The sequence below is a fragment of the Streptomyces sp. NBC_00448 genome, assembly GCF_036014115.1.
In the GTDB taxonomy this organism is placed as follows: domain Bacteria; phylum Actinomycetota; class Actinomycetes; order Streptomycetales; family Streptomycetaceae; genus Actinacidiphila.
In genome coordinates this window covers 2,129,819-2,155,484 of the sequence record NZ_CP107913.1, presented here as the reverse complement: position 1 = coordinate 2,155,484, position 25,666 = coordinate 2,129,819, and the positions used below count along the sequence as shown (strand labels likewise).

Below are 25,666 nucleotides of genomic sequence, written 5' to 3'. Positions count from 1 at the left end.
GGACCGCCTGGCCGGTCGCGGAGCTAGGCGACCTGCGCCAGCCACGGTTCGTGCGCGCCGTCGAAGGGGCCCGAGTGCTCGGCGATCGCGTGCATCAGCCAGGACGCGGCCTGGCTGGCGGCGCGGATGACGTCGATGGGGTAGCCGTAATGCACCTGGTGCTCGGCGAACTCGTCCTCGTCGACGAGGACCGGGAGCGGGGCGTCGCGGTGGCGCAGGACGTCGAGGTCGAGGTCGACCATGGTGACCTCGGCTGCGGAGGGCCACTGTGGTGGGGTGGTGATGTCGCAGTAGATCTCGGTCTTGCGCGGGGCCGCGTTGAAGGTGGCGGTCCACCAGGCGTCGCGCGGGAAGAGGATGACGTGGGCTTCGGGCAGGGCCAGGGTCCGGCTGTGACCCTTGCATATGGTGCTGTCCGCGGGGAGGCCGAGCCAGGTTCCGTGTGCGTCCTCACCGAGCCGGCGCATCCGAAGGTTCCAGTGCAGGGAGCCGTCGTACTTGGTGTAGTTGACCTGGACGTGGGCGTCGGCGGGGATGTCGTCGAAAGCGGGCATGCGCGTCATCCTGTCATCGGAGGCGCGGCGGACTCAGCGGAACTGGAGGGCCAGTCCGTCGATGAGGGCACGTAGGCCGGTTTCGAACGCCCCCTCGTCGACCTGCTCGCGATGGCCGGCCAGCAGGTGGGCCTGGCCGAGGTGGGGGTAGTCGGCCGGGTCGTACGCCTGGGGGTCGCCGACGAAGCCGCCCGCGAAAGAGCCGAGCGCCGAGCCGGTGACGAAGTAGCGCATCAGCGCTCCGATCCGGGTCGCCTGGGCGGCGGGCCATCCCGCCTCGACCATGGCGCCGAAGACGGCGTCGGCCATTCGCAGTCCGGCGGGCCGCAGTCCGGGGCCGGTGGCGAGGAAGGGCACGATGTGGGGGTGCTCAGTGAGGGCGGCGCGGTAGGAGCGGCCCCAGGCGAGGAGGGCGGCACGCCAGTCGGGTCGGCCGTCCGGCGCGGGCGCGAACATCGACAGGTCGACCTGGGCGATGACCGTGTCGGCGGCGGCGTCGAGGATGGCCTCCTTGGTGGCGAAGTGGTTGTAGAGGGACGGCCCGCTGACCCCGAGCTTGGCGGCGAGGCGCCGGGTGGACAGCGCGTTCAGCCCCTCCTCGTCGATGAGGGCGAGCGCCGCCGTCACGATGCGGTCGCGGCTGAGGAGGGGCTTGCGGGGGCGGGCCATGCGGCACATAGTAGAGGCTGCCGGCGGAAAACTAGCGCCGGTAGTTTAGGGAAGTCCAGAAGGGCCGGGTGACCGCAGTGGACCTTGAGCTGTCCGAGGAGCAGGCCGCCGTCAAGGCGCTGGCCAGGGAGTTCGCCGACCGGGAGATCGCTCCGCACGCCGTCGAGTGGGATCGGGCGGAGAGCGTGGATCGCGGCATTGTGAAGAAGCTGGGCGCGCTGGGCTTCCTCGGCCTGACCATCGGCGAGGAGTACGGCGGCTCGGGCGGCGACCATCTCGCGTACTGCCTGGTCACCGAGGAGTTGGGGCGCGGTGACTCCGCGGTGCGCGGCATCGTGTCGGTCTCGCTCGGCCTTGTCGCCAAGTCGATAGCGCGCTGGGGCAGCGACGCCCAGAAGCGCGCGTGGCTGCCGCGGTTGACGGCAGGCGACGCGATCGGCTGCTTCGGCCTCACCGAACCCGGGACCGGATCGGATGCCGCCAACCTCACCACCCGCGCGGTGCGGGACGGTGACGCGTACGAGATCAGCGGCAGCAAGATGTTCATCACCAACGGCACCTGGGCCGATGTCGTGCTGCTCTTCGCGCGCACCGGCGGCGAGGGCCACCGGGGCGTGAGCGCCTTCCTGGTGCCGGCCGACGCCCCCGGGCTGACCCGCCGCGAGGTGCACGGCAAGCTGGGCCTGCGCGGCCAGGCGACGGCCGAGTTGGTGCTGGATGCGGTACGGGTACCGGCGGACGCGATGCTCGGGCCCGAGGGCAAGGGCTTCTCCGTCGCCATGTCCGCGCTCGCCAAGGGCCGGATGTCGGTCGCCGCGGGCTGTGTCGGCATCGCGCAGGCGTGCCTGGAGGCAGCCACCGGGTACGCCGGTCAGCGCGAGCAGTTCGGGGTGCCGATCGCCCGGCATCAGCTCGTCCAGGAGATGCTCGCCGACATCGCCGTCGACGTGGACGCCGCGCGGCTGCTCACCTGGCGGGTCGCCGACCTCATCGACCGCGGGCTGCCCTTCGCCACCGAGTCGTCGGTCGCCAAGCTCTACGCCAGTGAGGCCGCGGTGCGCTGCGCCAACAACGCGCTCCAGGTCTTCGGCGGGTATGGCTATATCGACGAATTCCCGGCGGGCAAGCTGCTGCGCGACGCCCGGGTGATGACGTTGTACGAAGGCACGAGCCAGATACACAAACTGCTGATCGGGCGGGCGCTGACCGGCATCTCCGCGTTCTAGCGCCGCAGCGGTTCCGGCGGCATCGGCATTGGTCGTATCGGCTCTGGCTCTGGCTCCGGCTGCCCTGGCCGGCCCGCCCGGCACGCCCCGCCCCGGTGCGGTCGCCGGCTCCTTCGCCTAAGCGCTTGCTCACCCATGGCGGTAGGGTGTGGCCCTGTCGACCAAGTGGGTGTGACGGGCGTGAGGAGCGTGCGATGACTGCGGAGGCGGCAACCGGCGAGGCGTGGGGTGACATCACCCCCGACGCCGCGAGGCGGCTGGTGATCGCCGCGGTCGAGGCGTTCGCGGAGCGCGGCTACCACGCCACCACCACCCGGGACATCGCCGGCCGGGCCGGGATGAGCCCCGCCGCGCTCTACATCCACTACAAGACCAAGGAAGAACTGCTCTACCAGATCAGCAAGGTCGGCCACCACCGGTCGCTGGCCATGCTGGAAGAGGCCCGCGACGCCGACGGCACTCCGGCGGAACGCCTCGCGGCGGCGGTCCGCGTCTTCGTCCGCTGGCACGCCGAGCATCACACCACCGGCCGCATCGTGCAGTACGAACTCGGCGCGCTCGCCCCCGAGCACTACCGCGAGATCGTCGTGCTGCGCCGGCGGAGCGAGGACGCGATCCGGACGGTCATCAAGGACGGTGTGGCGACCGGCGAGTTCGACGTGCCCGACGTCTCCGGGACCACGCTCGCGGTGCTGTCGCTGTGCATCGACGTGGCCCGCTGGTTCAGTCCGGGCGGCAGCCGTACACCCGACGAGGTCGGCGCGCTCTACGCCGACCTCGTGCTGAGGATGGTCCGCCGGATCGGCTGATCCGATGATCTTCCCGGCGCCCGGCGCCCGGCGCCCGGCGCCCGGCCCCCCGGCGGTGCGCCCGATGAACGCCTCGTAGATCCGAGGCCGGTTCAGAGGTAGAACCGCGCCACCGTCTCCGCGACGCACACCGGCTTCTCGCCGCCCTCGCGCTCGATCGTGACCTGGGTGACGAGCTGGACGCCGCCGCCCGCCTCCGACACCTCGGCGATCTTCGCGGTGGCCCGCAGCCGCGAGCCGACCGGCACGGGGGCGGGGAAACGGACTTTGTTGACGCCGTAGTTGACGCCCATCCGGACGCCTTCGACGCTGAACAGCCGCGGGGTCAGCGACGGGATCAGGGAGAGCGTCAGGAAACCGTGCGCGATGGTGGTGCCGAACGGGCCCTGCGCCGCCCGCGCGGGGTCGACGTGAATCCACTGGTGGTCACCGGTCGCCTCGGCGAACTGGTCGATCCGCTTCTGCTCGATCTCCACCCAGTCGGTCCAGCCGAGCTGCTCGCCGACGGCGGCACGGAGTTCGTCGAGCGACGCGAAGACGCGGGGCTGCGGCATGGCGGTGGCCTCCTGGGTAGCTGGTTTCCAAGCGCTTGCTCAGCATGGTTCGGCCCACCCGGGCATGTCAACGTGCCGCGGCCCCCACCCGTCGCGGTCGTCCGCCCCGTCGCGGTCGTCCCGCCCGTCCAGGCCGGCCGGTCACACTGCCACCCGCACCAGCGCGTCGAGCCGCCCCCGCAGCTCCGCCAAACCGTCGAGCTGCGCCGCCTGCCCCGCGATGTCCAGCGCGGCGATCCGGAACACCAGGTGACGGGCGCCCGCGGCCACGTACCGGCCGAGCTTGTCGACGACCGCGTCGGGCGTCCCCGCGGCGTTCGCCTGTATCTGCTCCATCTCCTCGACCGGGCGCCCGTAAGTGGCCCGGGCGTACGCGTCGAGTGCGGCACGGCCGCCGTCCGCCGCGCCCGTGAGCAGGACGTTCACGAACAGGGCGGGGGTGAACGCGGCGTCGGAACGTCCCGCAGCGGCGGCCGAGGCGCGGATCGCGGCCAGCCCCGTACCGTAGTCGGCCGGGTCGGGCGGGTAGGGGAACCAGCCGTCGTAGTGGCGGCCGGCGCGGGCCTGGGCGGCGGGGGTGGCGCCGCCCAGCCAGATCGGCGGACCCTGCGGGCGGAACGTGGGCGTGCCGGGCGCGAGGTCGTCGAAGTGCAGCACCTCGCCGTGGAAGGAGATCGGCCCCTCTCCGGTCCACAGCCGGCGCCACAGGGCGACGGTCTCGTCCAGGCGGGCGAACCGCTTCGGCCAGGGGGTGCCGGCCATCGCGTAGACGGGTGCGCCGAAGCGGCCGGGGAAGCCCGCGCCGACCGCGAGGACCAGGCGGCCGCCGGACAGCTGGTCCACCGAGGCGATGGTCTGGGCGGCGGTGACCGGTGGGCGCAGGGCCGGCAGCAGGGTGCCGGTGCCCAGCGTCACTCGTTCGGTGGCCGACGCGAGGGCGGTCAGCGCCGTCAGCGCCTCGATCCTCGGCGTCAGCAGCGAGTCGGTGACCCACAGGGAGTCGAAGCCGGCGCGTTCGGCATGGACCCCGAAGCGCAGCACGTCCCGCGGGCCGTCGTGCGGCGCCCACTGCGCCAGGGTGGTGGGCACGAAGACGCCGAGCCGCAGCGCGTCGTGATCCACGGGACGGGAGCCGGAGCCTGAGCGGGGGCCCGAGCTCGAACCGGAGCCCGGCTCGGTCGCAGAGCCGGCCGCAGAGCCGGTCGGGGAGCCGGCCGGGGAACCGTCGGCCGGAGAAGTGCACGTGTTCGTCATACGGCCGAGCGTCCGCGATCGAGGGCATGTCCTCAATTCCCGGCAGGGAATGGCAGATGGGCGGCCGCACCCGTTACAACGGGGGCGTGGACTTCCCCGAGGCGCTGCGCGCCAGCCGCAACCGGCGCCACCTCAGCCAGCTCGAACTCGCCTCCCGCGCGGGCACCACCCAGCGCCACATCAGCTTCATCGAGAACGGCCGCTCGGCGCCCGGCCGGGCCCTGGTGGCACGGCTCGCCGACTCCCTCGCGCTCCCGCTGCGCGAGCGCAACGGGCTGCTGCTCGCCGCCGGTTACGCACCCGTCCACCCCGAACACGACCTTGACGACCCGGCACTCGCCCCCGCGCTCGAAGCGCTCGACCACGTGCTCGCCGGGCACCTGCCCTACCCGGCGATCGTCGTGGACCGGCACGGCACGCTGGTCCGCGCGAACAGCGCGTTCGACGTGATGACGGAGGGCGTCGACCCGGCGCTTCTCGGCCCGCACGCCAACATCCTGCGGCTCGCCCTGCATCCGGGCGGACTCGCCCCGCGCATCCGCAACTTCCCGCAGTGGGCCCGGCACGTCATCGAGGCGCTCCGGGACGAGCAGCGCCGCAACCCCGACGCCCGCCTGGCCGCGCTCCACGCCGAACTGGCGTCCTACGTCGGCGAGTCCGCGCCCGGGGACGCCCAACTGCTGGGCTTCGCGGTGCCGATGGAACTGGAGACGGCGAGCCGCGGCCTGCTGCGCCTGATGACCACGGTCGCGGTCTTCGCGACGGCCGCGGACGTGACGATCGCGGAGCTGAAGCTGGAGGCGTTCCTGCCCGCCGACCGGGCCACTGCCCGGGCGCTCACCGAAGGGGCGGCGCGGGCCGCACCGGTGAGCTAGTTGTACTGACCCGTTAGGTTGGGGACGCGGCTGGCGGGTGGTTGGCCTTTGAGTGCGGTGTGTCCGCGGTGGTGATTGTAGGTGTGGAGCCACTGCTGATAGGCGGCGCGTCGTTCGGCGTCGGTGCGGTAGGGCTTCGCGTAGGCCCATTCGTCCAGCAGGGTGCGGTTGAACCGTTCGACCTTGCCGTTGGTCTGGGGCCGGTAGGGCCGGGTGCGTTTGTGTGAAATACCTTGCTCGGCAAGGGAGTTGCGCCACAGATGTGACTTGTAGCAGGAGCCGTTGTCGGTCAGGACCCGCTGGACGGTGATACCGGCGGCGGCGAAGAAGGCGTGGGCGCGCTGCCAGAACCCGACGGCGGTCTCTTTCTTCTCGTCGGCCAGGATTTCGCTGTAGGCCAGGCGGGAGTGGTCGTCGATGGCGTTGTGCAGGAAGCTCATGCCCGCCTTGGTGCGGTTCTTGCGGCCTGCTTGCCGGCCGAGGACCTTGTGGCCGCCGCCGTCGGGGATGTTGCCGAGTTTCTTGATGTCGACGTGGACGAGGTCGCCGGGGGCGGCGTGTTCGTAGCGGCGGATCACCCGGCCGGTGGCACGGTCCAGGTGGGCCAGACGGGCCAGCCGGTAGCGGGTCAGGACACGGTGCACGGTCGCCGGGTTCAGCCCGAGAAGGTAGGCGATACGGGCCGGTCCCCACCGGCGCAGGACACGGACCTTGATGATCCGCCGCTCGGTACGGGTCGGTGTCCGGCGCGGGCTGGAGTGCGGGCGCGAGGAGCGGTCGACCATCCCGGCCTCGCCCAGCTCCCGGTAGCGGGCCGCCCACCGCTGAGCCGTGGTGGGCGAGACCTGGAAGCGTTCGGCGGCCCGGCGCAGGGTCCACCGGTCGTCAACGATGCAGCGGGCCAGCCGCAGACGGCCGGTCTCGGTCAGAGGTGCATTACGGTGGGGCATGAGGGCCTTCTGATCGTTCGATGTCGATGTCGCAATCCACACCGAACCCGGAAGGCCCTTACTCGTTCAAGATCACCCCACCGTGATCACTGTCACCAACCTCCGTGGACAGAACAGCTAGTCCGCGGTGCGGGCTCCCCGGGCTCCACAGGCTCCACAGGCTCGGCGAGTTCGGCGGGTTCCCCGGGCTCCACGGATTCGGCGGAGCCGGGAGCTTCCGCCGGCTCGAGGCGCTCCGCGAGATGCGCCAGGAGCTGGAGCCGTTCGTACGAGGCCGTCCCCGGTTGCGCGTGGTACGTGATCAGCATCTGCCCGGGCGCCCCCGGCAGCGCCAACTTCTCGTAGTGCAGGTCGAGATCGCCGACCTGCGGGTGCCGGAGCAGCGTGACGCCGCTGGTCTTGAGTCGTACGTCCTGCCGGGCCCACAGCGTGCGGAACCGCTCGCTGCGCACGCTCAACTCGCCGATCAGCTCCATCAGTCGGGGGTCGTCCACCCCCGCGACCATGGATCTCAGGTAGGCGACGGTCTTCGCGGTCATCGCGTCCCAGTCACGGTAGAACTCGCGCATCTCCGGGTCGAGGAACGCGGCACGCAGCGTGCTGACCCCCGGGGCGAAGCACGGGTTGAGCGCGACGGCGAGCGGGTTCGCGGCCAGCGTCGTGAGATAGCGGCCGGCCACCATCGCGGGAGTGGTGGTCCAGTTGTCGATCAGCGACTGCACGCCCGGGCTGACCCGCTCCGGCCGTACGGGCCTGCGCCGGGCCGCCGGGCGCCGCGGCCGGGCGAGCGTACGCAGATACGTCTCGGCGTCGGCGTCCAGGTGCAGCGCGCGGGCGAGGGAGTCGAGCACCTGGTCGGAGGGGTGCTGGTCGCGGCCCTGTTCCAGCCGCAGGTAGTACTCCACGCTGATCCCCGCCAGCAGCGCGACCTCCTCGCGCCGCAGCCCGGGCACCCGGCGCCTGGTCCCCGCGGGCAGCCCCACGTCCTCGGGCCGCAGCCGCTCGCGGCGCACCCGGAGGTAGTCGCCCAGCTCACTCCGGGCCGCAGCCGCTCGCGGCGCACCCGGAGGTAGTCGCCCAGCTCACTCACCGTAGCCATGCGTCCCAGCGTACGGCGGGCGTACGGGGGTGTGCGCGGCTCAGCCTGTCCCTGCGGCTACCAGTGTCAGCAGGGTCTTACTGTCCGTGACGACCGGCCGCATGCTCGACAGCGTCGGCGGATGTCGACGCATCCCGCACCCGTCGGCAGTCGGGTCGGCCGGGCCGAGGACAGGAGCGAAGGACATGAGCGGCGAACGAGTACTGGTCACGGGTGGCTCGGGCTTCATCGGGGCGCACTGCATCGTGCGCCTGCTGGACGAGGGCTACCGGGTACGGACCACGGTCCGTTCCCTGGCGCGCGAGCCGGAGGTGCGCGCCATGGTGAGCGCGGGCCGGGCACAGGCGGCACGTGGCGCGGGCACGGCGGACGGCGGCGCGGACGCGGCAGACCCCGGCGCGGGCACGGCGGACAGCGGCGACGCGCTGGACTTCGCCGTCGCCGACCTGAGCGCGGACGACGGCTGGGCGGAGGCCGTCGCCGGGTGCGCGTACGTCCTGCATGTCGCCTCGCCCTTCCCGCCCGGCGAGCCCGAGCACGAGGACGACCTGATCGTGCCGGCCCGCGACGGCGCGCTGCGCGTCCTGCGCGCCGCCCGTGACGCGGGAGTCGAGCGCGTGGTGCTCACCTCCTCCTTCGGCGCGGTCGGCTACGGCCACCCGCAGACCGACGAGCCCTTCACCGAGGAGACCTGGACCGACGTCGAGGGCCCCGGCGTCAGCGCGTACGTGAAGTCCAAGACCCTCGCGGAGCGCGCCGCCTGGGAGTTCGCCGCGCGGGAGGGCCGCGGCACGGAACTGGTCGTGGTCAACCCGGTCGGGGTCTTCGGTCCCGTGCTCGGGCCCGACTACTCCGCCTCGATCGCGCTCGTCCGGCGCCTGCTCGACGGAGGGACACCGGGAGTGCCGCGGATGTACTTCGCGGTGGTGGACGTGCGCGATGTCGCCGATCTGCACCTGCTGGCCATGACCAGCCCGGCCGCGGCGGGGGAGCGGTTCGTGGCGGCGGCCGGCGACGTGACGTCCATGCGCGAGATCGCGGTGCTGCTGAAGGAGCGGCTGGGCGCGGACGGGGCGCGGGTGCCGACGAGGGAACTGCCCGACCGGCCGGTGCGGGCGGCGGCCCCGGTCGGCTCGGACGCCTCGGGCACGGTCCCGCACCTCGGCACGATCCGGCGCACGAGCAGCGCGAAGGCCCGCCGGCTGCTCGGATGGTCGCCCAGGTCGAACGAGGAGGCGGTGCTGGCGACGGCGGAGAGCCTGCTGCGGCTCGGCCGGGAGTAGGTGCGGCCGCTGGGGGACACGGGGGACCGGGGGGCGGCGCCCAGCGGACGGCCCAGGGGATATTGGGTGGCACCCAGGCCCCGGATCAGGCACGATGCGCGGGTTCCGCCCCCGTCGGGGGCCTGTACGGCCGAGGAGTCGCATGAGCCTGCGCCATCACGAGATCGCCGAGTCCGGGCACCGCATCCTGAACCCGATCACCGAGGAGAAGCTGATGCTCCTGGGTGAGGTCTGCCGGCTGGAGGAGGGGCAGCGGCTGCTCGATCTGGCCTGCGGGAAGGGGGAGATGCTCACCCGGTGGGCCGAGCGGTACGGCGTCGGGGGCGTCGGGGTCGACCTGAGCGAGGTGTTCCTGACCGCGGCCCGGCTGCGGGCGGCGGAGCTGGGGGTGGCCGAGCGGGTCGGTTTCGAGCGCGGGGACGCGGGGGCGTACCAGGCCGAGCCGGGGGCGTTCGACGTCGTGTCGTGCATCGGGGCGACCTGGATCGGCGACGGGGTCGGCGGGACCATCGAGCTGCTGCGGCGGGCGCTGCGCCCGGGCGGGTTGATGCTGATCGGGGAGCCGTATCTGACCGAGCCGGCGCCCGAGGAGGCGTTCGAGGCGATGGGGTTCGACCCGGAGGAGTTCACCTCGCTGGTCGGCACGCTGGACCGGTTCGAGGCGGCCGGCATGGAACTGGTGGAGATGGTGCTGGCGGACGGGGACAGCTGGGACCGCTATGTCGCGGAGCAGTGGTTCGCGATCTCGGACTGGCTGCGGGCGGTGCCGGCGGACCATCAGGACGCGGCGGACATGCGGGAGTTCCTGGCACACGGCCGCCGTACGCATCTGGAGTACCAACGCCGGTATCTGGGGTGGGGCGTGTTCGTGCTGCGGGAGGCGGCGCCGGGGGAGTGAGCGGGGAGAGGATGTCGGCTGGCGGCGCGAGCCGGGACAGGGCGGCGGCGCCGGGGAAGTGAGCGCCGGGGCACGGGTGATGTGCGGGGCTATCGTCACGTTCGCGGCATGTGGGGCGCCAGAGAAAATGAAAAGCTGACGTATGTTCATCTTCCGGGGAGCTGCGTACCGGCGGTAACCTCCGCGCACCGGTACCCGGAAGGAGAAGATATGCCGCTACGGACCCCACGACGGATCGGCACGCGCATCGGCAGGCGGGTCGGCACCTTGAGAACGGCGGCCGCCGCCGCGCTGCTGGCCCTCGGCGCCACACTGATGGCGCCCGGCGCCATGGCAGCGCACGCCGCGGACCCCACCACCGACTACTGCGGAGGCCAGTGCTCGGACATCCTGCCGCCCGGCGAGAACGGCAACGCCACGCTCGCCGACATCCTCGCCAACAAGGCGCTGGGCACCCGCCCCGCGCACACGATGGACCAGCTCGGGCCGTACTCCTCGCTCGCGACCGGGTATCAGGGCCTGACGGACGCGACGTTGAGCAACTTCTTCAACTCCTCGTCCTTCGGGGTGCCTTCGGACCAGGTGGCCTCGGTGATCAGCCCGCGCTCCGACGTCACGATCACCCGGGACAAGGCGACCGGGGTGCCGCACATCAAGGGCACCACGAGGGACGGCACCGAGTTCGGCGCGGGATACGCCGCGGCGCAGGACCGGTTGTGGCTGATGGACCTGTTCCGGCACGTCGGCCGGGGGGAGTTGTCGTCGTTCGCGGGCGGCGCGGCGGCCAACCGCGGCCTGGAGCAGGAGTTCTGGCAGCAGGCCCCGTACACCGAGGACGACCTGCAGGCGCAGGTCGACTGGCTGAGCAACAACAGCGGGGCGCGCGGGAAGCAGGCGCTGGCCGACGCGCAGGACTACATCGACGGCATCAACTCCTACATCACCGCGTCGAAGAACGGACGGTACTTCCCCGGCGAGTACGACCTGACCGGGCACGTCAACGCGATCACGAACGAGGGTGACATCGAGCCGTTCAAGCTGACCGACCTGATCGCGCTGGCCTCCGTGGTGGGCGCGCTGTTCGGTACCGGCGGCGGCGGAGAGGTGCAGTCGGCGCTGTCGCTGATGGCCGCGCAGCAGAAGTACGGCGTGCAGGACGGCACGAACGTCTGGGAGTCGTTCCGCGAACGGGACGACCCCGAGGCGACCTCGACCGTGCACGACGGCACGTCGTTCCCGTACGCGGGCAAGCCGGCCGACCCGCAGGGCGAGGCGCTGCCCGACCCGGGTTCCGTGGTGCCGGAGCCCCTGGTCTACGACGCGACCGGCGGGGCGACCCAGACCACCACCAAGAGCCCGGGGGTGCTGCCCTCGAACCTCTTCTCGGACCCGCGCAAGGGCATGTCCAACGCGCTGGTGGTGAGCGGCGCGCACACCGCGAGCGGCCATCCGGTGGCCGTGTTCGGCCCGCAGACCGGCTACTTCGCGCCGCAGTTGCTGATGCTCCAGGAACTCCAGGGGCCGGGGATCAGCGCGCGCGGCGCGTCGTTCGCGGGGCTCGGCATGTACGTGGAGCTGGGCCGCGGCCAGGACTACGCGTGGAGCGCCACCTCCGCGTCGCAGGACGTGACCGACACCTACGCGGTGCAGCTGTGCCAGGACGACACGCACTACATCCTGCACGGGAGTTGCGTGGCCATGGAGAAGCTGGAGCGCACCAACTCCTGGACGCCCACGCTGGCGGACTCCACGCCCGCCGGGTCGTACCGGATGCAGGTGTGGCGAACGGCGTACGGGCCGGTGATCTACCGGGCCACGATCGACGGGAAACCCGTCGCGTACACGCAGTTGCGCAGTTCCTACATGCACGAGGCCGACTCGATCATCGGGTTCCAGGAGTTGAACGATCCAGGGTTCGTGCATGACGCGGCGTCGTTCCAGAAGGCGGCGCAGGACATCAACTACACCTTCAACTGGTTCTACGCGGACTCCCGGCAGACCGCGTACTACAACAGCGGCACCAACCCGGTGCGGGCGGCCGGCGTGGACGCGTCGTTCCCGGTGTGGGGGACCGGCCCGTACGACTGGCAGGGCTGGGACCCGACCCACAACACCGCGGACTACACGCCGCCTTCGCAGCATCCGCAGTCCATCGACCAGGACTACTACGTCAGTTGGAACAACAAGCAGGCCCCCGGCTACACCTCGGCGACCTTCGGCAACGGCTCGGTGCACCGGGCCGATCTGCTCAACGACCGGGTCAAGGCGCTGGTGCAGGCCGGCGGCGTGACCAGGGCCTCGCTCGTCAAGGCGATGTCGGACGCGTCGCTGACCGACCTGCGCGGTGAGGACGTGCTGCCCGACCTGCTCCAGGTGATCAACAGCTCGCCGGTGACCGACAGCCAGGAGGCCACCGCCGTACAGCAGTTGACCGCGTGGGGTGCGGCGGGCACCAAGCGCACGGAGACCTCGGCCGGTTCGCACACGTACGCCAACGCGGACGCGGTGCGGATCATGGACGCGTGGTGGCCGCTGCTGATCCAGGGCGAGTTCGAGCCCGGGCTCGGCACCGACCTGTACAACGCGCTGGCGACGAACCTGACCATCGACGAGTCGCCCTCGGCCGGGCACGGTCCGACCGGCTCGCACGCGGGCAGCTCGTTCCAGTACGGCTGGTGGTCGTACGCCGACAAGGACCTGCGCAAGGTGCTCGGCCAGAGCGTGCAGGGTCCGCTGGCGCACACCTACTGCGGCGGCGGCCAGCTCGCGGCCTGCCGGGACATGCTGCTGTCCACCCTGAAGCAGGCGGCCGCCACCCCGGCGACCACCGTCTACCCGGGCGACGACGGCGGCTGCTCGGCCGGCGACCAGTGGTGCGCCGACTCGATCGTGCAGCGGCCGCTGGGCGGCATCACGGACGACCGGATCAGCTGGCAGAACCGGCCGACCTACCAGCAGGTGGTGGAGTTCCCCTCGCACCGCTGAGCACACCGGAGCCGCGCCGCTGAGCGCATCGGAGCAGATCTGCTGAGCGCACCGGAGCCACACCGGCACCCCCCGGGCTGCCGGAATCGTCAGGCGGCGCGGAGCCGTACGGCAGGAAGGGCCGGGTCCCGAGCAGGGGCCCGGCCCTTCCGCACGCCTCACGCGGCCCTTCCGTACGCCCCTTCCGCAGCGATGACCGACCGCTTAGTATGCAAAGGGCAGGCGAAGGGTCGAAACCTCGAGTCGAAGGAGACACGTCGTGGTCGTGGAAGCGCTGCGCGACGCCCGGGTGGTCGTCACCGGGGCCGGAGGCGGCATCGGCGCCGCGCTGGCCCGCCGATTCGCGGCCGAGGGCGCCCGGGTGGCCGTCAACGACCTCGACGCCGAAGCCGCCCGCGAGACCGCCGCCGAGATCGGCGCCGCGGTCGTGCCCGGCGACGCCTCCGACGTGGTGCCCGCCGCCCGGACCGCGCTGGGCGGCACCATCGACGTGTTCTGCGCCAACGCCGGTGTCGGCACCGGCGGCGGCCCCGAAGCGGACGACGCCGCCTGGGAACTGGCCTGGGACGTCAACGTGATGAGCCATGTCCGCGCCGCCCGCGCGCTGCTCCCCGACTGGCTGGAGCGCGGGTCGGGCCGCTTCGTGTCCACCGTGTCGGCCGCCGGGCTGCTGACGATGATCGGCGCGGCACCGTACTCCGTGACCAAGCACGGCGCGCTCGCGTTCGCCGAGTGGATGTCGCTCACCTACCGGCACCGCGGCATCCATGTGCACGCGGTCTGTCCGCAGGGGGTGCGCACCGCGATGCTCGCCTCCACCGGCCCCGCCGGGGACCTGGTGCTCGCGCCGACCGCGATCGAGCCCGAGGACGTCGCCGACGCGGTGCTCGACGGCATCGCGGCCGACCGCTTCCTGATCCTCCCGCACCCCGAGGTCGCCGGGTACTACGCGACCCGGGCCGAGGAACCCGAACGCTGGCTCGGCGGCATGAACAAACTCCAGCGGCAGTACGAGGGACAACTCGCCGCCGCCGAGGGAGGCGAGCGGGCATGACGACCTACGCCGACCAGCCCTGGCTGAAGCACTTCACCGAGGAGCAGCGCGCCGGGACCGAGCACCCGCCGTCCGTGCTGCACACCTTCCTCGCGTTCGCCGAGCGCGCGCCCGGCCGTCCCGCGCTGCGCTACTTCGACGGCACCCTGTCCTACGGCGAACTCGACACCCTCTCCGACGGCCTCGCCCGCCACCTGACCGTGCACGGCTTCGCCCCCGGCGACCGGCTCGCGATCATGCTCCAGAACGTGCCGCAGTTCGTGATCGGCCTGCTCGCCGCGTGGAAGGCCGGTGGCGCGGTGATCCCGGTCAACCCGATGTACAAGCGGCAGGAGTTGGCCCACATCCTCCGCGACGCTGACGCCGCGGCGATCCTGTGCGCGAACACCGCCTGGCAGGCGTACGTCCGGGACACCGCCGCCGACTCGCCGGTCCGGATCGCGCTGACCGCCGACGAGCACGACTTCCAGAGCCGGGACGACGCCCGGGTGCTCGGTGAGCGGCGGCCGCCCGTGCCCGCCACCGACGGCGCCCGGCCCGAGGACCCCGCGCGGGACGTCCTCGCCGTCGCCCGCGCCGGGGCCGGGGCCAGTCCCGTACGATCCGCCGCGGACCTGCCCGCCGCGGACCTGCCCCTCGCCGACCTGCCCCTCGCCGACCTGCCCCTCGCCGACCTGCCCGCTGCCGGCGACATCGCGCTGGTCAGCTACACCTCCGGCACCAGCGGTCGCCCCAAGGGCGCCCTCAACACCCACGGCAACATCTCCTTCAACGCCCACCGCCAGGTCCGCATCCAGCAACTCCCCGACGGCGCCGTGGTGTTCGCGCTGGCGCCGCTGTTCCACATCACCGGCATGGTCTGCCAGCTCGCCGCGGCCCTGGCCGGCGGGCACACCGTGGCGCTCACCTACCGCTTCGAGCCCGGCGTGGTGCTCGACGCGTTCCGCGAGTACCGCCCGGCCTACACCGTCGGCCCGTCGACCGCGTTCATGGCGCTGCTCGCCCGGCCCGACGCCGCGCCCGACGACTTCGCCTCCTTCCAGCTGATCTCCTCCGGCGGCGCCCCGCTGCCGCCCGCCGTCGTGGAGTCCTTCCGGGCCCGCTCCGGCGGCCGCTACCTCGCCAACGGCTACGGCCTGACGGAGTGCACCGCGCCGTGCGCGAGCGTCCCGCCGGGCTTGGAGGCCCCCGTCGACCCGGAGTCCGGCACCCTCGCGGTCGGCGTGCCCGGCCCCGGCACCGTGGTCCGCATCCTCGACGACGCGGGCGCCGAGGTGCCGATCGGCCAGTCCGGCGAGATCGCGGTCACCGGGCCGATGGTCGTACCGGGGTACTGGAACAAGCCCGAGGAGTCCGCGGCGGCGCTGCCCGGCGGGGAGTTGCTCACCGGCGACATCGGGTTCATGGACGAGGACGGCTGGCTCTATGTCGTCGACCGCAAGAAGGACATGATCAGCGCGTCCGGCTTCAAGGTCTGGCCGCGCGAGGTCGAGGACGTGCTCTACACCCACCCCGCCGTGCGCGAGGCCGCGGTCGTCGGGGTGCCCGACGCCTACCGCGGCGAGAGCGTCAAGGCGTACGTCAGCCTGCGGCCCGGCGCCGCCGCCGATCCGGCCGAGCTGGTCGCGTACTGCAAGGAGCGGCTGGCGGCGTTCAAGTACCCGCGGCAGGTCGAGGTGCTCGCCGAACTGCCCAAGACCGCCACCGGGAAGATCCTGCGCCGGGAACTGAAAACGGCGGCCGGATAGGGTCCATACCGGTCGGAATGCCGGCCGGCCGACCACAGGGCACGAGGAGAGGGCAGCAGCCATGGCACGCAGGGCGACGAGCGGCGGCAGCGCCGGCGACGGCGGTACGGGACCGGGCGCCACGACGGGTGCGGGACCCACGGGCGCCGTGCCCGAGCGGCTGCTCGCCGAGGCCACCCGGCTGTTCGCCGAACGCGGCTACGACCGCACCTCCGTCCAGGAGATCGTGGAGGCCGCCGGCGTCACCAAGGGCGCCCTCTACCACTACTTCGGCTCCAAGGACGACCTGCTGCACGAGATCTACGGCCGGGTGCTGCGGTTGCAGACCGAGCGGCTCGACGCGATCGCGGCCCGGCCGACCCCCGTCGCCGAGCGGATCGCCGAGGCCGCCGCCGACGTCGTCGTCACCAGCATCCAGAACCTCGACGACACCAAGATCTTCTTCCGCTCGATGCACCAACTCAGCCCGGAGAAGCAGAAGGCGGTACGCGCCGAGCGCCGCCGCTACCACGAGACGTTCCGCTCGCTGATCGAGGAGGGGCAGCGCGACGGCCACTTCCGGCCCGAGCTGCGGCCCGACCTGGTGGTGGACTACTTCTTCGGCTCGGTGCACCACCTCGGCACCTGGTACCACGCGGACGGCCCGCTCACCGCGGAGCAGGTCGCCGCGGAGTTCTCCGACCTGCTGCTGCACTCGGTGCGGCGGCCCTGACCCCTGGGAGACCCCCTGTGAAGGCATGGCGCGTCCACGAGACCGGCGAACCGCGCGAGGCGATGCGCCTCGACGACGTCCCCACCCCGCGGCCCGGCCCGGGCGAGGTGCTGCTGCGGGTGCGCGCCGCCAACGTGAACTTCCCCGACGCGCTGCTGTGCCGCGGCCAGTACCAGATCCGGCCGCCGCTGCCCTTCACCCCCGGCGTCGAGATGTGCGGCGAGGTCGCGGAGACCGGGGAGGGCGTGACCGGACTCGCCCTCGGCGACCGCGTCATCACCCCGGCCGCGCTGCCCGCCGGGGCGTTCGCCGAGTACGCGGTGGTGCCCGCGGCCGGGGTGCTGCCCGCGCCCGAGGCGCTGGACGACGCGGAGGCCGCCGCCCTCCACATCGGCTACCAGACCGGCTGGTTCGGCCTGCACCGCCGGGCCGCGCTGCGCCCCGGCGAGACGCTGCTGGTGCACGCGGCGGCCGGCGGGGTCGGCAGCGCGGCCGTACAACTCGGCAAGGCCGCGGGCGCCACCGTGATCGGCGTGGTCGGCGGGCCGGAGAAGGCCGAGGCCGCACGGGAGTGGGGCGCCGACGTGGTCGTGGACCGGCGCGCCGAGGACTTCGTGGCCGTCGTCAAGGAGGCCACCGGAGGGCGCGGCGCCGACGTCGTCTACGACCCGGTCGGCGGGGACGCCTACACCCGGTCCACCAAGTGCATCGCCTTCGAGGGGCGGATCGTGGTGGTCGGCTTCACCAGCGGGACGGTTCCCGCGCCCGCGCTCAACCACGCGCTCGTGAAGAACTACACGATTCTGGGGTTGCACTGGGGGCTCTACAACACCCACGACCCGGCGGCCGTCCGCCGTGCTCACGACGACCTCACGAACCTCGCTGCCGAGGGTGCTGTCAAGCCCCTCGTCAGTGAACGCCTTCCGCTCACCGCTGCCGCTGACGCGGTCCAAAGGGTCAGCGACGGCACGACGGTGGGCCGGATCGTCGTCATTCCGTGAGGCGCCGTCGCGGCTGCCCCGTCCTGTGAGTTGCCGGACCTTGCGGTCAAACTTGTGGCTGGTCGCGCAGTTCCCCTTGGTAGGTGCGGCTTTCTCCGCGGAATGAGCGTCACCTACCCAGGGGCGCTGGGGGTACCTCCCAGGCGAAGCTCTGGGGGAGGAACTGCGCGACCAGCCACCCACTCACAGGTGGCCCCTGAACCGACAGAACGCACCACCGCGGAGGGTCAGGCGTACCGCCCAAGCTCGCGCCGGGCGAGCGACCGCTTGTGCACCTCGTCCGGGCCGTCGGCCAACCGCAGCGTCCTGGTCGCGGCCCACAACTCCGCCAGCGGGAAGTCCTGGGAGACCCCGCCCGCGCCGTGCAGTTGGATCGCGCGGTCCACGATCCGCTGCACCGCCGCCGGCGTGGCGATCTTGATCGCCTGGATCTCGGTGTGGGCGCCCTGGTTGCCGACGGTGTCCATCAGCCAGGCCGTCTTGAGCACGAGCAACCGCAACTGCTCGATCTCCACGCGGGCTTCGGCGATCCACTCCTGGACCACGCCCTGCGCGGCGAGCGGCTTCCCGAAGGCGGTACGGGCGTTGGCGCGCCGGCACATCAACTCCAGCGCGCGCTCGGCCATGCCGATCAGCCGCATGCAGTGGTGAATCCGGCCCGGCCCCAACCGGGCCTGGGCGATGGCGAATCCGCCGCCCTCCTCGCCGATGAGGTTGCCGACCGGCACCCGCGCGTCGTGGAAGACGATCTCGGCGTGCCCGCCGTGGTCGCCGTCGTCGTACCCGAACACCCGCATGCCGCGCCGGACTTCGACGCCCGGGGTGTCGCGGGGGACGAGCACCTGGCTCTGCTGGCGGTGCCGGTCCGCGGCCGGGTCGGTCTTGCCCATCACGATGAGGATGGCGCACTTGGGGTTCATCGCCCCGGAGATGTACCACTTGCGGCCGTTGATGACGTACGAGTCCGCGTCGCGCTCGATCCGGGTCTCGATGTTGGTGGCGTCGGAGGACGCGACGTCGGGCTCGGTCATCGCGAACGCCGAGCGGATCTCGCCGGCCAGCAGCGGCTCCAGCCACTCCTTGCGCTGCGCCGGGGTGCCGAACTCGGCGAGCACCTCCATGTTCCCGGTGTCGGGCGCCGCGCAGTTGAGCGCGGGCGGGGCCAGGTGCGGGCTGCGGCCGGTGAGTTCGGCCAGCGGCGCGTACTGGAGGTTGGTCAGCCCGGCGCCGTGCTCGCCGGGCAGGAAGAGGTTCCACAGGCCCTGCGACCTGGCCTCGGCCTTGAGCCGCTCCACGATCGGAGGCGCGGTCCAGCGGTCGTCGCCGACGGCCTGCTCGCGCTGCTCGGCGAAGACCGGCTCGGCCGGGTAGACGTGCGCGTCGAGGAACGCCGAGAGCCGGGTGCGCAGCTCCTCGGTCCTGGTGTCGTAGCCGAAGTCCATGGGCGCTCAGTCCTCGTCTCGGGTGGTGGGGTGCCGCACGGTGGTGGACCGGCGCAGGGTGCTCAGGCCGCGGTCGATGAAGACCGGGACGACGCCGCCGATCCGGTCGAACCCGGCGCCGACGGTCTGGCCGAGGGTCCAGCGGTAGTGGATGCCCTCCAGGATCACGGCGAGCTTGAAGAAGGCGAAGGCGGTGTACCAGTCGACCGCCGTCACGTCGCGGCCGGACCGCTCGGCGTAGCGCGCGACGATCTCGCGGGAGTCGGGGTGGCCGGGGGCGCCGCCGGTGGTGGGCGCGGAGAGCAGGTCGCTGCTGCGCTGCTCGGTGTACATCACCAGCAGTCCGAGGTCGGTGAGAGGGTCGCCGAGAGTGGACATCTCCCAGTCCAGTACGGCGGTGAGCCGGCCGTCGGTGTCGATCAGCACGTTGTCCAGGCGGTAGTCGCCGTGCACGATCGCGGGCGCGGGGGAGTCGGGCATCGCCCGGCCGAGCGCGGCGTGCAGCTCGTCCACGCCCGCCAGTTCGCGGCTGCGGGAGGCGTCGAGCTGCTTACCCCAGCGGCGCAACTGCCGGTCGAGGAAGCCCTCGGGCCGGCCGAAGTCGGCCAGGCCGACCGCCGCCGGGTCCACCGCGTGCAGGTCCACCAGGGTGTCGACCAGGGTGTGCACGGCCGCCCGGGTGCGCTCGGGACCGATCTCCCGCAACTGCTCCTCGCTGCGGTACGGGGTGCCGGGCACGAACTCCATCAGGTAGAAGGGCGCGCCGATGACCTCCGGGTCGTCGCACCGCAGCAGGGTGCGCGGCACCGGCACCGGGGTGTCGGCGAGCGCGCTGATCACGCGGTGCTCGCGGCCCATGTCGTGCGCGGTGGCCAGCACATGGCCCAGCGGCGGCCTGCGCACCACCCAGGTGTCGGTGCCGTCGGTGACGCGGTAGGTGAGGTTGGAGCGGCCGCCCTCCAGCAGCTCGGCCCGCAGCTCGCCCCGGGCCAGGCCCGGGTGCTCCCGGTCCAGGTGGCGGCGCAGGCGGTCGAGGTCCAGGCCCGGGGGGTTGGCGGAAGCACTCATGCCGAGATCATACCGACTGGTCGGTATGCAGTCCAGTTCTTCGACGGTCGTCGCGGTCCGCCGCCGGGTCGCCCGGCCGCATTGACGGTCGCCGGTCCGCCCGCCTACCCTCGGTTCCATGGGTGAACGCGATTCATATATGCAGACGGCCGGTTCGGTGGATGCGACAGCCACGGCCCGCTCGGCGACCATCGCCGAAGTGCGGCTGACTCCCATCCTGATCGCCGATCCGCCGCTGCTCAACACCCAGGGTGTCCACCAGCCCTACACCCCGCGTCTCGTCATCGAGGTGGTCACCGCCGATGGCACCTCCGGCGTCGGCGAGACGTACGGCGACACCCGCTACCTGGACCTGGCCGCGCCGCTGGCCAAGGCGCTGCCCGGCCACCGGCTCAGCGACCTGAACGGGCTGTTCACGCTCGCCGAGCGGGTGTGCGGCGACCCCGAGCAGGTCTCCGACTCCGTCAGCAGCGGTGGGCTGCGCGGGGTGCAGACCGCGGACAAGCTCCGGCTGTCGGTGATCTCCGGCTTCGAGGTGGCCTGCCTGGACGCGCTCGGCAAGTCCCTCGGCCTGCCGGTGCACGCGCTGCTCGGCGGCAAGGTCCGCGACACCGTCGACTACAGCGCCTACCTCTTCTACCGGCTCGCCGAGCACCCGCAGGGCGCCGGCGAGCCCGACGACTGGGGCGCCGCCCTCGACCCGGCCGGCGTGGTCGCCCAGGCCCGCCGCTTCGCCGACACCTACGGCTTCGGCTCCTTCAAGCTCAAGGGCGGCGTCTTCCCGCCCGAGCAGGAGATCGCCGCCGTCCGCGCGCTCGCCGAGGCGTTCCCCGGCAAGCCGCTGCGGCTCGACCCCAACGGCGCCTGGTCGGTGGAGACCTCGCTGGAGGTCGCCCGCGAACTCGGCGACGTGCTGGAGTACCTGGAGGACCCGGCGAGCGGCACCGACGGGATGGCGCGGGTCGCCGCGGGCACGTCCGTACCGCTGGCCACCAACATGTGCGTCACGACCTTCCCGGAGATCCAGGAGGCGTTCACCCGCGGCGCCGTCCAGGTCGTGCTCTCCGACCACCACTACTGGGGCGGGCTACGCAACACCCAGCACCTGGCGGCGATCTGCCGCGCCTTCGGGGTGGGCCTGTCCATGCACTCCAACACCCACCTGGGCATCAGCCTCGCCGCGATGACCCACGTGGCCGCGACCGTGCCCAACCTCGACTACGCCTGCGACTCGCACTACCCGTGGCAGGTCGAGGACGTCATCACCGAGCGGCACGTCTTCACCGGCGGCCGGCTCACGGTCTGCGACCGCCCGGGCCTGGGCGTCGAACTCGACCGCGCCGCACTCGCGGCGCTGCACCAGCGCTGGCTGGACGACGACGGCACGATGCGCGACCGGGACGACGCCGCCGCGATGCGCAAGGCCGACCCGGAGTGGCGCACGCCGTCGGTGCCGCGCTGGTAGTCAGTGGTACGGCAGCCGGCGGTACGGTAACGCGCCGCGCGGCAGCCCGCGATACGGTGGCGCGCCGCACGGGATCGCGCCGCTTGACCGGGCCGCCTGACCGGGCTGCCTGACCGGACCGCGCCGGCCGGACCCGCTCATCGGGCGAGCGACTCCAGGATCTGCCGCACCGTCAACTCCGCGTCCCCGTCGATCGATACGACCGCGCCTGCCTCGCCCGGCTCCAGCGGCTCCAGCGCCTCGAACTGGGACTCCAGCAACCCGGCCGGCATGAAGTGACCGGTGCGGGCGCCCAGTCGGGCCGCGACGAGTTCCGGTGCCCCGTCCAGGTGCGCGAAGAGCAGCCCGGGCGCCGCCGCCCGCAGCCGGTCCCGGTAGCGCCGCCGCAGCGCGGAACAGCTCACCACGCCGCCGCGCGGCCCGCGGTCGGCGAGCCACTGCGCGATCGTGTCCAGCCAGGGCGCGCGGTCGAGGTCGTCCAGGGGCCGGCCCGCCGCCATCTTCGCGATGTTCGCCGCCGGGTGGAAGTCGTCCGCCTCGGCGTACGGCACGCCCAGCCGCGCGGCCAGCATCCCGCCGATCGTCGTCTTGCCGGACCCGGACACCCCCATGACCACGATGAGCGGGAGCGTTGCGGCAGGTCGGGCTGTCATGGGCCCCACTGAACACGTATGCGGGGTGCGTATTCAAGTGCGGGGCGGCCGGCGCCGGTGAGATCGTCGTCATATCGGCGTGCGGGCGTGCGGGCGTGCAGGGGTGCAGGCGTGCACGCGGTCGGTCGGTGGGTGGGCGGGCTGCTCGCGGTGGAGACCTACTTGCGGCGGCGGGCCGCGAAGACCAGCGCCGTGATCGCGACCACCAGGATCACGGCCACCACGACCAGCACCACGACGTGCCCGCCGCCCCCGCCCCCGCTCTCCCGCGGTGCCACGTCGGCCAGGATGATCGAGATCACTTCTCCCCCTCCGGGTTCCGGGGCGCGAGCCCCAGGATGAGCATGAGCAGCACCGGGAACTCCAGATACGCGTGGTAACTGGCGATCGCGGAGTAGAGCGAGGTGCCCTGGTCGTAGTCGCTGACGAAGAGGACGGCGAGCGCGGCGGTGCCGCCGATGCCCAGCGCCCAGGCCCAGCGCCCGGTGACCACCGGGACCCGCCGCTCGAAGGCGGCGGTCGCGTCGGGGGCGTAGCGGGGCATGAACCACACCCACACCAGGTAGTGCATCAGCGCCATGAACGCGAAGACCGTCACGAACCGCTGCCCGGCCTCGGTGTGCTGCCAGGCCGGCGGGGTGTACGACGACGACAGCCGCGCGGTCCACCCCGAACCCGCGCCCATCAGGCCGTCGAAGGCGCCCGAGAGCACCAGCGCGGGGATCAGCACGATCCAGCCGCACTGCACCGCGCGGAACAGCGTCCGGCCGCGCGGCATGTCGCGCGACCACTCCCACAGGAAGACCAGCGGCACCACGTTGTGCAGGTGGGTCAGCACCACGAAGTGGTAGGCGGGGAAGGCGAGCGAGGTCGCGGCGGCGCCCGCGATCACCGGCAGGGCGGCGGCCAGCCGCAGGGGCCGCGAGCGCAGCGCGTACCAGCAGGCCACGGCGAGCAGCACGTAGGCGAGCAGGATCTCCGCGGCCCGGCTCGCGGTGGACGGTGGCAGCAGCCGGACCAGCACGATGCCGGTGATCAGCGCGCCGAGCAGCCGCAGGAACGGCCCGTGCAGCAGACCGTCGAAGCGGCCTGCCATGTACCGGAGTTCGAGGACGTTGTGCAGGATGCCGAAGGTGGCGAGGCCCACCACGGCGGTGCCGGCCGGCAGCCGCAGCGCCAGGGCGAGCGTCACGCAGATCAGTACCGCGAAGCCGGCGATCGGCCGCAACCGGCCGGCCCGGCCGAGGTGTCCGCCGAGCCCGACGACGGGCAGCCCGCCGCCACGGCGAAGGGCGGCGCTGCCGCCTGTGCCGCCGCTCATGCCGCCCGCGCCGAGCCCGATCCCTGTACCCGTCGCGGCTCCGGCGCCCGCCACCGATCCGCTCGCCATCGGTCCCCTCCCCGTGACACGATCCGGTCGTGTCCTACCCGTCGGCTCTCGCGCTGACCATGGCGGTCGAGGTGCCGGTGTACGTGGCCGCGATCACCACGGCGTCCCCCGCGCGGTACGGCCGTACGGCGGCCGTCGCCGTCATGGTCAACCTTGTGACGCACCCGGTGCTGTGGTGGTTCCTGTCCCGGGTGCCGGCGGGCGGCTACTGGCCGGCGTTCACCGTCGCGGAGGGCGTGGTGTGCCTGGTCGAGGGCGCGTTGGCGGCGTGGTGGCTGCGGCTGCGCGGACCGGTGCCGTACGCGGCGTCGGTCGCGGCGAACGCGGCGTCGGTGATCGCGGGGATGCTGCTGCTGACGTGAACGGGCGTGAATGAGCATGAACGGGCGTGAACGGACCTTCCGGGGAGGCCAGTTGAGGTGCGACCGGGCGGCGGCGGGGCGTGTGGTGCGGCGGTCCGGCACCCCCGTGTGCGCCGGACCGCCGGTCGAGGCGCCGTGCCGGCTGCCCCGTTCCCTTCCCGCGTCGCCAACGGCCTTACGCGGAAGCTGTGTTGCGCTGCTCAGCCCGGGCCAGTCCCGGTCGTAGCGCCAGAGTGCCGACGCCCCCCGCGACGCCGAACGCCCCGACCGACCACCACAGGGCGCCCGGGCCGGCCGTCGCGTAGAGGGCCGGCCCGACGACGAGGGAGAGGAAGCGGGCCACCCCGCGGGCCCAGCTGAGCGCCGCCTGGTAGCGGGCCCGGGCGTGGCCGGGTGCGAGGTCGGCGACCACCGAGGTGCTGATGCCGCCCGCGCACACCTCGCCCGCACTCCACACCACGGCGGTCAGCACGAAGCCGCCCGTCGAGTGCGCGGTACCGGTCGCCGCCACCCCGACCGCCACCAGCGCGGACGCCGCCGCCCACACCACCATCCGGTCCCTGCGCGCCAGCCAGGCGTTGGCGAACGGCTGGCAGACCACCACCAGCAGCGCATTGACCACGGCGACCAGGCCGTACGCTCCCGCGGAAAGCCCGTGGTCGCGGATCGCCAGCGGCACGGTGAACTCCGTCTGCGCGTAGACGCATTCGCCCGCGACCGACACCACGACCAGCGCCAGCAGCATCCGGTCCCGCAGCACCACGCCGTAACCACCGGACGCCGTGGTCCGGTCGGCGTGACGCGACGGCTCCTTCGGCAGCGCGACCGCGGCGACCACCGCGAACCCCAGACAGGTCACCGCGTCCACCACGAACAGCAGCCAGAAGCCGTGGGAGATGAGGAAGCCGCCGAACGCGCCGGCCGTGGCCGCGCCGATGTTGATCGCCCAGTGGTAGAGCCCGTACGCGGCCCGGCGGCGGTCCGCACCGGCCGAGTCGGCGATCACCGCGGCCACGCCCGGCGTGTGCAGGTTCGCGGCGGCGCCCAGCAGCCCGGCGGCGATCGCGAGCGTGACCAGGCCGGGCGAGGCGAACAGCAGCGCCTGGCTGAGCGGCGTCGCGACCATCCCGGTCAGGATCGCCTGCCGCCGCCCCAGCCGGTCCGCGAACCACCCGCCGAGCACCGGCCCGACCAGCCCGCCCGCGCCCAGCGCGCCCAGCACGTAAGGCGTCTGGTCCGCGGTGACGCCGCGCGAGCCCAGGTAGAAGACGAGGAACGGCACGACCATGGTGCCGACCCGGTTGATCACGGTGCCGCTGAAGACCACCCAGAACGGGCCGGGCAGCCCGCCGAAGTGGCGTGCGGCGGCGGCCCGTACCCGCCGCGCCCCGCGGGGGCCGCCGCTCGGGAGCGGGTTCGGGTTCGGGTTCGGGTTGGGGAGCGGGGTCGGGGACGGCGGCGGGAGGGCGTCGGCAGTCCGAGGAGCTTGCCGTGGCGGAGCGGTCATGCGGGAATGGTGCGGTGGCCGGGCGGGTTGACGGCATTGATTCAGGCAGGGCTGAATCCGGGCCGGCGCAGCGCGCCGGCGGCGGGCGCGCGAGGCGAGCGGTGGGTC

The 25,666-nt window shown here is 72.8% G+C and carries 24 protein-coding genes; 12 read left to right on the top strand and 12 right to left on the bottom strand.

From position 1 onward, the window contains the following. Positions 1–23: 23 nt before the first annotated feature. Both OG370_RS09155 and OG370_RS09150 read right to left on the bottom strand, forming a co-directional pair. Complete coding sequence (locus OG370_RS09155; protein ID WP_328462422.1) at positions 24–554, bottom strand: DUF402 domain-containing protein; 531 nt, start codon at positions 552–554, stop codon at positions 24–26. A gap of 33 nt (positions 555–587) precedes the next feature. Continuing rightward, positions 588–1,223: a TetR/AcrR family transcriptional regulator gene (locus OG370_RS09150; protein WP_328462420.1), complete on the bottom strand. Its 636-nt coding sequence runs from the start codon at positions 1,221–1,223 to the stop codon at positions 588–590. A 77-nt stretch (positions 1,224–1,300) separates the two neighbouring features. Here OG370_RS09150 and OG370_RS09145 point away from each other — a divergent pair, with 77 nt between their 5' ends. Both OG370_RS09145 and OG370_RS09140 read left to right on the top strand, forming a co-directional pair. Continuing rightward, positions 1,301–2,449: an acyl-CoA dehydrogenase family protein gene (locus OG370_RS09145; protein WP_328473924.1), complete on the top strand. Its 1,149-nt coding sequence runs from the start codon at positions 1,301–1,303 to the stop codon at positions 2,447–2,449. A 194-nt stretch (positions 2,450–2,643) separates the two neighbouring features. Continuing rightward, positions 2,644–3,258, top strand: coding sequence for a TetR/AcrR family transcriptional regulator (locus tag OG370_RS09140; RefSeq protein ID WP_328462418.1), 615 nt, complete (start codon positions 2,644–2,646; stop codon positions 3,256–3,258). 92 nt (positions 3,259–3,350) lie between these two features. Here OG370_RS09140 and OG370_RS09135 read toward each other — a convergent pair whose 3' ends face one another. Next, the gene (locus OG370_RS09135) at positions 3,351–3,812 is read right to left on the bottom strand and encodes a MaoC family dehydratase (protein ID WP_328462416.1); all 462 of its coding nucleotides are present in this window, start codon (positions 3,810–3,812) and stop codon (positions 3,351–3,353) included. 141 nt (positions 3,813–3,953) lie between these two features. Then, positions 3,954–4,934 (bottom strand): LLM class flavin-dependent oxidoreductase, encoded by a 981-nt coding sequence (locus OG370_RS09130; RefSeq protein ID WP_328462414.1) that lies wholly within the window; start codon positions 4,932–4,934, stop codon positions 3,954–3,956. A gap of 218 nt (positions 4,935–5,152) precedes the next feature. Between OG370_RS09130 and OG370_RS09125 the strand changes: the two genes are divergently transcribed. Then, positions 5,153–5,941 carry a helix-turn-helix transcriptional regulator gene (locus tag OG370_RS09125; protein ID WP_328473923.1) on the top strand — a complete coding sequence of 263 codons (789 nt, stop codon included), beginning with the start codon at positions 5,153–5,155 and terminating at the stop codon, positions 5,939–5,941. Here OG370_RS09125 and OG370_RS09120 read toward each other — a convergent pair. Both OG370_RS09120 and OG370_RS09115 read right to left on the bottom strand, forming a co-directional pair. Then, on the bottom strand, positions 5,938–6,891 hold the full coding sequence (locus OG370_RS09120; RefSeq protein ID WP_328462412.1) for an IS481 family transposase: 954 nt from the start codon (positions 6,889–6,891) through the stop codon (positions 5,938–5,940). The two genes, OG370_RS09125 and OG370_RS09120, sit on opposite strands and share 4 nt — an antisense overlap. A 92-nt stretch (positions 6,892–6,983) precedes the next feature. Continuing rightward, complete coding sequence (locus OG370_RS09115; RefSeq protein WP_328473921.1) at positions 6,984–7,922, bottom strand: helix-turn-helix domain-containing protein; 939 nt, start codon at positions 7,920–7,922, stop codon at positions 6,984–6,986. 253 nt (positions 7,923–8,175) lie between these two features. Here OG370_RS09115 and OG370_RS09110 point away from each other — a divergent pair, with 253 nt between their 5' ends. The 7 genes from OG370_RS09110 to OG370_RS09080 all read left to right on the top strand — a co-directional run bounded on the left by OG370_RS09110 (position 8,176) and on the right by OG370_RS09080 (position 17,671). Next, complete coding sequence (locus OG370_RS09110) at positions 8,176–9,273, top strand: SDR family oxidoreductase (RefSeq protein ID WP_328462410.1); 1,098 nt, start codon at positions 8,176–8,178, stop codon at positions 9,271–9,273. 142 nt (positions 9,274–9,415) lie between these two features. Beyond that, positions 9,416–10,171: an SAM-dependent methyltransferase gene (locus tag OG370_RS09105; RefSeq protein ID WP_328462408.1), complete on the top strand. Its 756-nt coding sequence runs from the start codon at positions 9,416–9,418 to the stop codon at positions 10,169–10,171. Between the two features lie 210 nt (positions 10,172–10,381). Beyond that, entirely contained in the window at positions 10,382–13,156 is a 2,775-nt protein-coding gene (locus OG370_RS09100; RefSeq protein WP_328462406.1) for a penicillin acylase family protein, read from the top strand. A 265-nt stretch (positions 13,157–13,421) separates the two neighbouring features. Continuing rightward, a complete protein-coding gene (locus OG370_RS09095; RefSeq protein WP_328473919.1) occupies positions 13,422–14,210 on the top strand; it encodes an SDR family oxidoreductase in 789 nt (262 codons plus the stop codon). Continuing rightward, the gene (locus OG370_RS09090) at positions 14,207–15,958 is read left to right on the top strand and encodes an AMP-binding protein (RefSeq protein ID WP_328462404.1); all 1,752 of its coding nucleotides are present in this window, start codon (positions 14,207–14,209) and stop codon (positions 15,956–15,958) included. Before OG370_RS09095 ends, OG370_RS09090 begins: the two co-directional genes overlap by 4 nt. Positions 15,959–16,019: 61 nt before the next feature. Continuing rightward, positions 16,020–16,670, top strand: a complete 651-nt coding sequence (locus tag OG370_RS09085; protein ID WP_328462402.1) for a TetR/AcrR family transcriptional regulator — start codon at positions 16,020–16,022, stop codon at positions 16,668–16,670. A 17-nt stretch (positions 16,671–16,687) separates the two neighbouring features. Continuing rightward, complete coding sequence (locus OG370_RS09080; RefSeq protein ID WP_328462400.1) at positions 16,688–17,671, top strand: NADPH:quinone oxidoreductase family protein; 984 nt, start codon at positions 16,688–16,690, stop codon at positions 17,669–17,671. Between the two features lie 227 nt (positions 17,672–17,898). On the opposite strand, the gene OG370_RS09075 is transcribed toward OG370_RS09080, so the two are convergent. Both OG370_RS09075 and OG370_RS09070 read right to left on the bottom strand, forming a co-directional pair. Then, a complete protein-coding gene (locus OG370_RS09075) occupies positions 17,899–19,113 on the bottom strand; it encodes an acyl-CoA dehydrogenase family protein (RefSeq protein WP_328462398.1) in 1,215 nt (404 codons plus the stop codon). Positions 19,114–19,119: 6 nt separating this feature from the next. Then, positions 19,120–20,181, bottom strand: a complete 1,062-nt coding sequence (locus tag OG370_RS09070) for a phosphotransferase family protein (RefSeq protein ID WP_328462396.1) — start codon at positions 20,179–20,181, stop codon at positions 19,120–19,122. Positions 20,182–20,320: 139 nt separating this feature from the next. Here OG370_RS09070 and OG370_RS09065 point away from each other — a divergent pair, with 139 nt between their 5' ends. After that, on the top strand, positions 20,321–21,646 hold the full coding sequence (locus OG370_RS09065) for a glucarate dehydratase family protein (RefSeq protein ID WP_328473917.1): 1,326 nt from the start codon (positions 20,321–20,323) through the stop codon (positions 21,644–21,646). 137 nt (positions 21,647–21,783) lie between these two features. Here the strand turns inward: OG370_RS09065 and OG370_RS09060 are convergent, their stop codons facing one another. From OG370_RS09060 to OG370_RS09050, 3 genes are all read right to left on the bottom strand, one after another. Continuing rightward, a complete protein-coding gene (locus OG370_RS09060; RefSeq protein ID WP_328462394.1) occupies positions 21,784–22,299 on the bottom strand; it encodes a gluconokinase in 516 nt (171 codons plus the stop codon). A gap of 158 nt (positions 22,300–22,457) precedes the next feature. Further along, a complete protein-coding gene (locus tag OG370_RS09055) occupies positions 22,458–22,601 on the bottom strand; it encodes a hypothetical protein (protein WP_328462392.1) in 144 nt (47 codons plus the stop codon). Beyond that, a complete protein-coding gene (locus tag OG370_RS09050; protein ID WP_328462390.1) occupies positions 22,598–23,689 on the bottom strand; it encodes a hypothetical protein in 1,092 nt (363 codons plus the stop codon). Before OG370_RS09050 ends, OG370_RS09055 begins: the two co-directional genes overlap by 4 nt. Positions 23,690–23,718: 29 nt before the next feature. Between OG370_RS09050 and OG370_RS09045 the strand changes: the two genes are divergently transcribed. Beyond that, on the top strand, positions 23,719–24,051 hold the full coding sequence (locus OG370_RS09045; RefSeq protein ID WP_328462388.1) for a hypothetical protein: 333 nt from the start codon (positions 23,719–23,721) through the stop codon (positions 24,049–24,051). Between the two features lie 175 nt (positions 24,052–24,226). On the opposite strand, the gene OG370_RS09040 is transcribed toward OG370_RS09045, so the two are convergent. Further along, the gene (locus OG370_RS09040; RefSeq protein WP_328462386.1) at positions 24,227–25,558 is read right to left on the bottom strand and encodes an MFS transporter; all 1,332 of its coding nucleotides are present in this window, start codon (positions 25,556–25,558) and stop codon (positions 24,227–24,229) included. Positions 25,559–25,666 lie beyond the last annotated feature (108 nt).

Excerpts from the sequence above, each read along its gene's own strand:
- OG370_RS09085 (WP_328462402.1), top strand. The coding sequence starts at position 16,020 with ATGGCACGCAGGGCGACGAGCGGCGGCAGCGCCGGCGACGGCGGTACG.
- OG370_RS09090 (WP_328462404.1), top strand. The coding sequence starts at position 14,207 with ATGACGACCTACGCCGACCAGCCCTGGCTGAAGCACTTCACCGAGGAG.
- OG370_RS09135 (WP_328462416.1), bottom strand. The coding sequence starts at position 3,812 with ATGCCGCAGCCCCGCGTCTTCGCGTCGCTCGACGAACTCCGTGCCGCC.
- OG370_RS09070 (WP_328462396.1), bottom strand. The coding sequence starts at position 20,181 with ATGAGTGCTTCCGCCAACCCCCCGGGCCTGGACCTCGACCGCCTGCGC.
- OG370_RS09140 (WP_328462418.1), top strand. The coding sequence starts at position 2,644 with ATGACTGCGGAGGCGGCAACCGGCGAGGCGTGGGGTGACATCACCCCC.
- OG370_RS09040 (WP_328462386.1), bottom strand. The coding sequence starts at position 25,558 with ATGACCGCTCCGCCACGGCAAGCTCCTCGGACTGCCGACGCCCTCCCG.
- OG370_RS09105 (WP_328462408.1), top strand. The coding sequence starts at position 9,416 with ATGAGCCTGCGCCATCACGAGATCGCCGAGTCCGGGCACCGCATCCTG.
- OG370_RS09100 (WP_328462406.1), top strand. The coding sequence starts at position 10,382 with ATGCCGCTACGGACCCCACGACGGATCGGCACGCGCATCGGCAGGCGG.
- OG370_RS09155 (WP_328462422.1), bottom strand. The coding sequence starts at position 554 with ATGCCCGCTTTCGACGACATCCCCGCCGACGCCCACGTCCAGGTCAAC.
- OG370_RS09050 (WP_328462390.1), bottom strand. The coding sequence starts at position 23,689 with ATGGCGAGCGGATCGGTGGCGGGCGCCGGAGCCGCGACGGGTACAGGG.
- OG370_RS09060 (WP_328462394.1), bottom strand. The coding sequence starts at position 22,299 with ATGACAGCCCGACCTGCCGCAACGCTCCCGCTCATCGTGGTCATGGGG.
- OG370_RS09120 (WP_328462412.1), bottom strand. The coding sequence starts at position 6,891 with ATGCCCCACCGTAATGCACCTCTGACCGAGACCGGCCGTCTGCGGCTG.
- OG370_RS09065 (WP_328473917.1), top strand. The coding sequence starts at position 20,321 with ATGCAGACGGCCGGTTCGGTGGATGCGACAGCCACGGCCCGCTCGGCG.
- OG370_RS09110 (WP_328462410.1), top strand. The coding sequence starts at position 8,176 with ATGAGCGGCGAACGAGTACTGGTCACGGGTGGCTCGGGCTTCATCGGG.
- OG370_RS09075 (WP_328462398.1), bottom strand. The coding sequence starts at position 19,113 with ATGGACTTCGGCTACGACACCAGGACCGAGGAGCTGCGCACCCGGCTC.
- OG370_RS09150 (WP_328462420.1), bottom strand. The coding sequence starts at position 1,223 with ATGGCCCGCCCCCGCAAGCCCCTCCTCAGCCGCGACCGCATCGTGACG.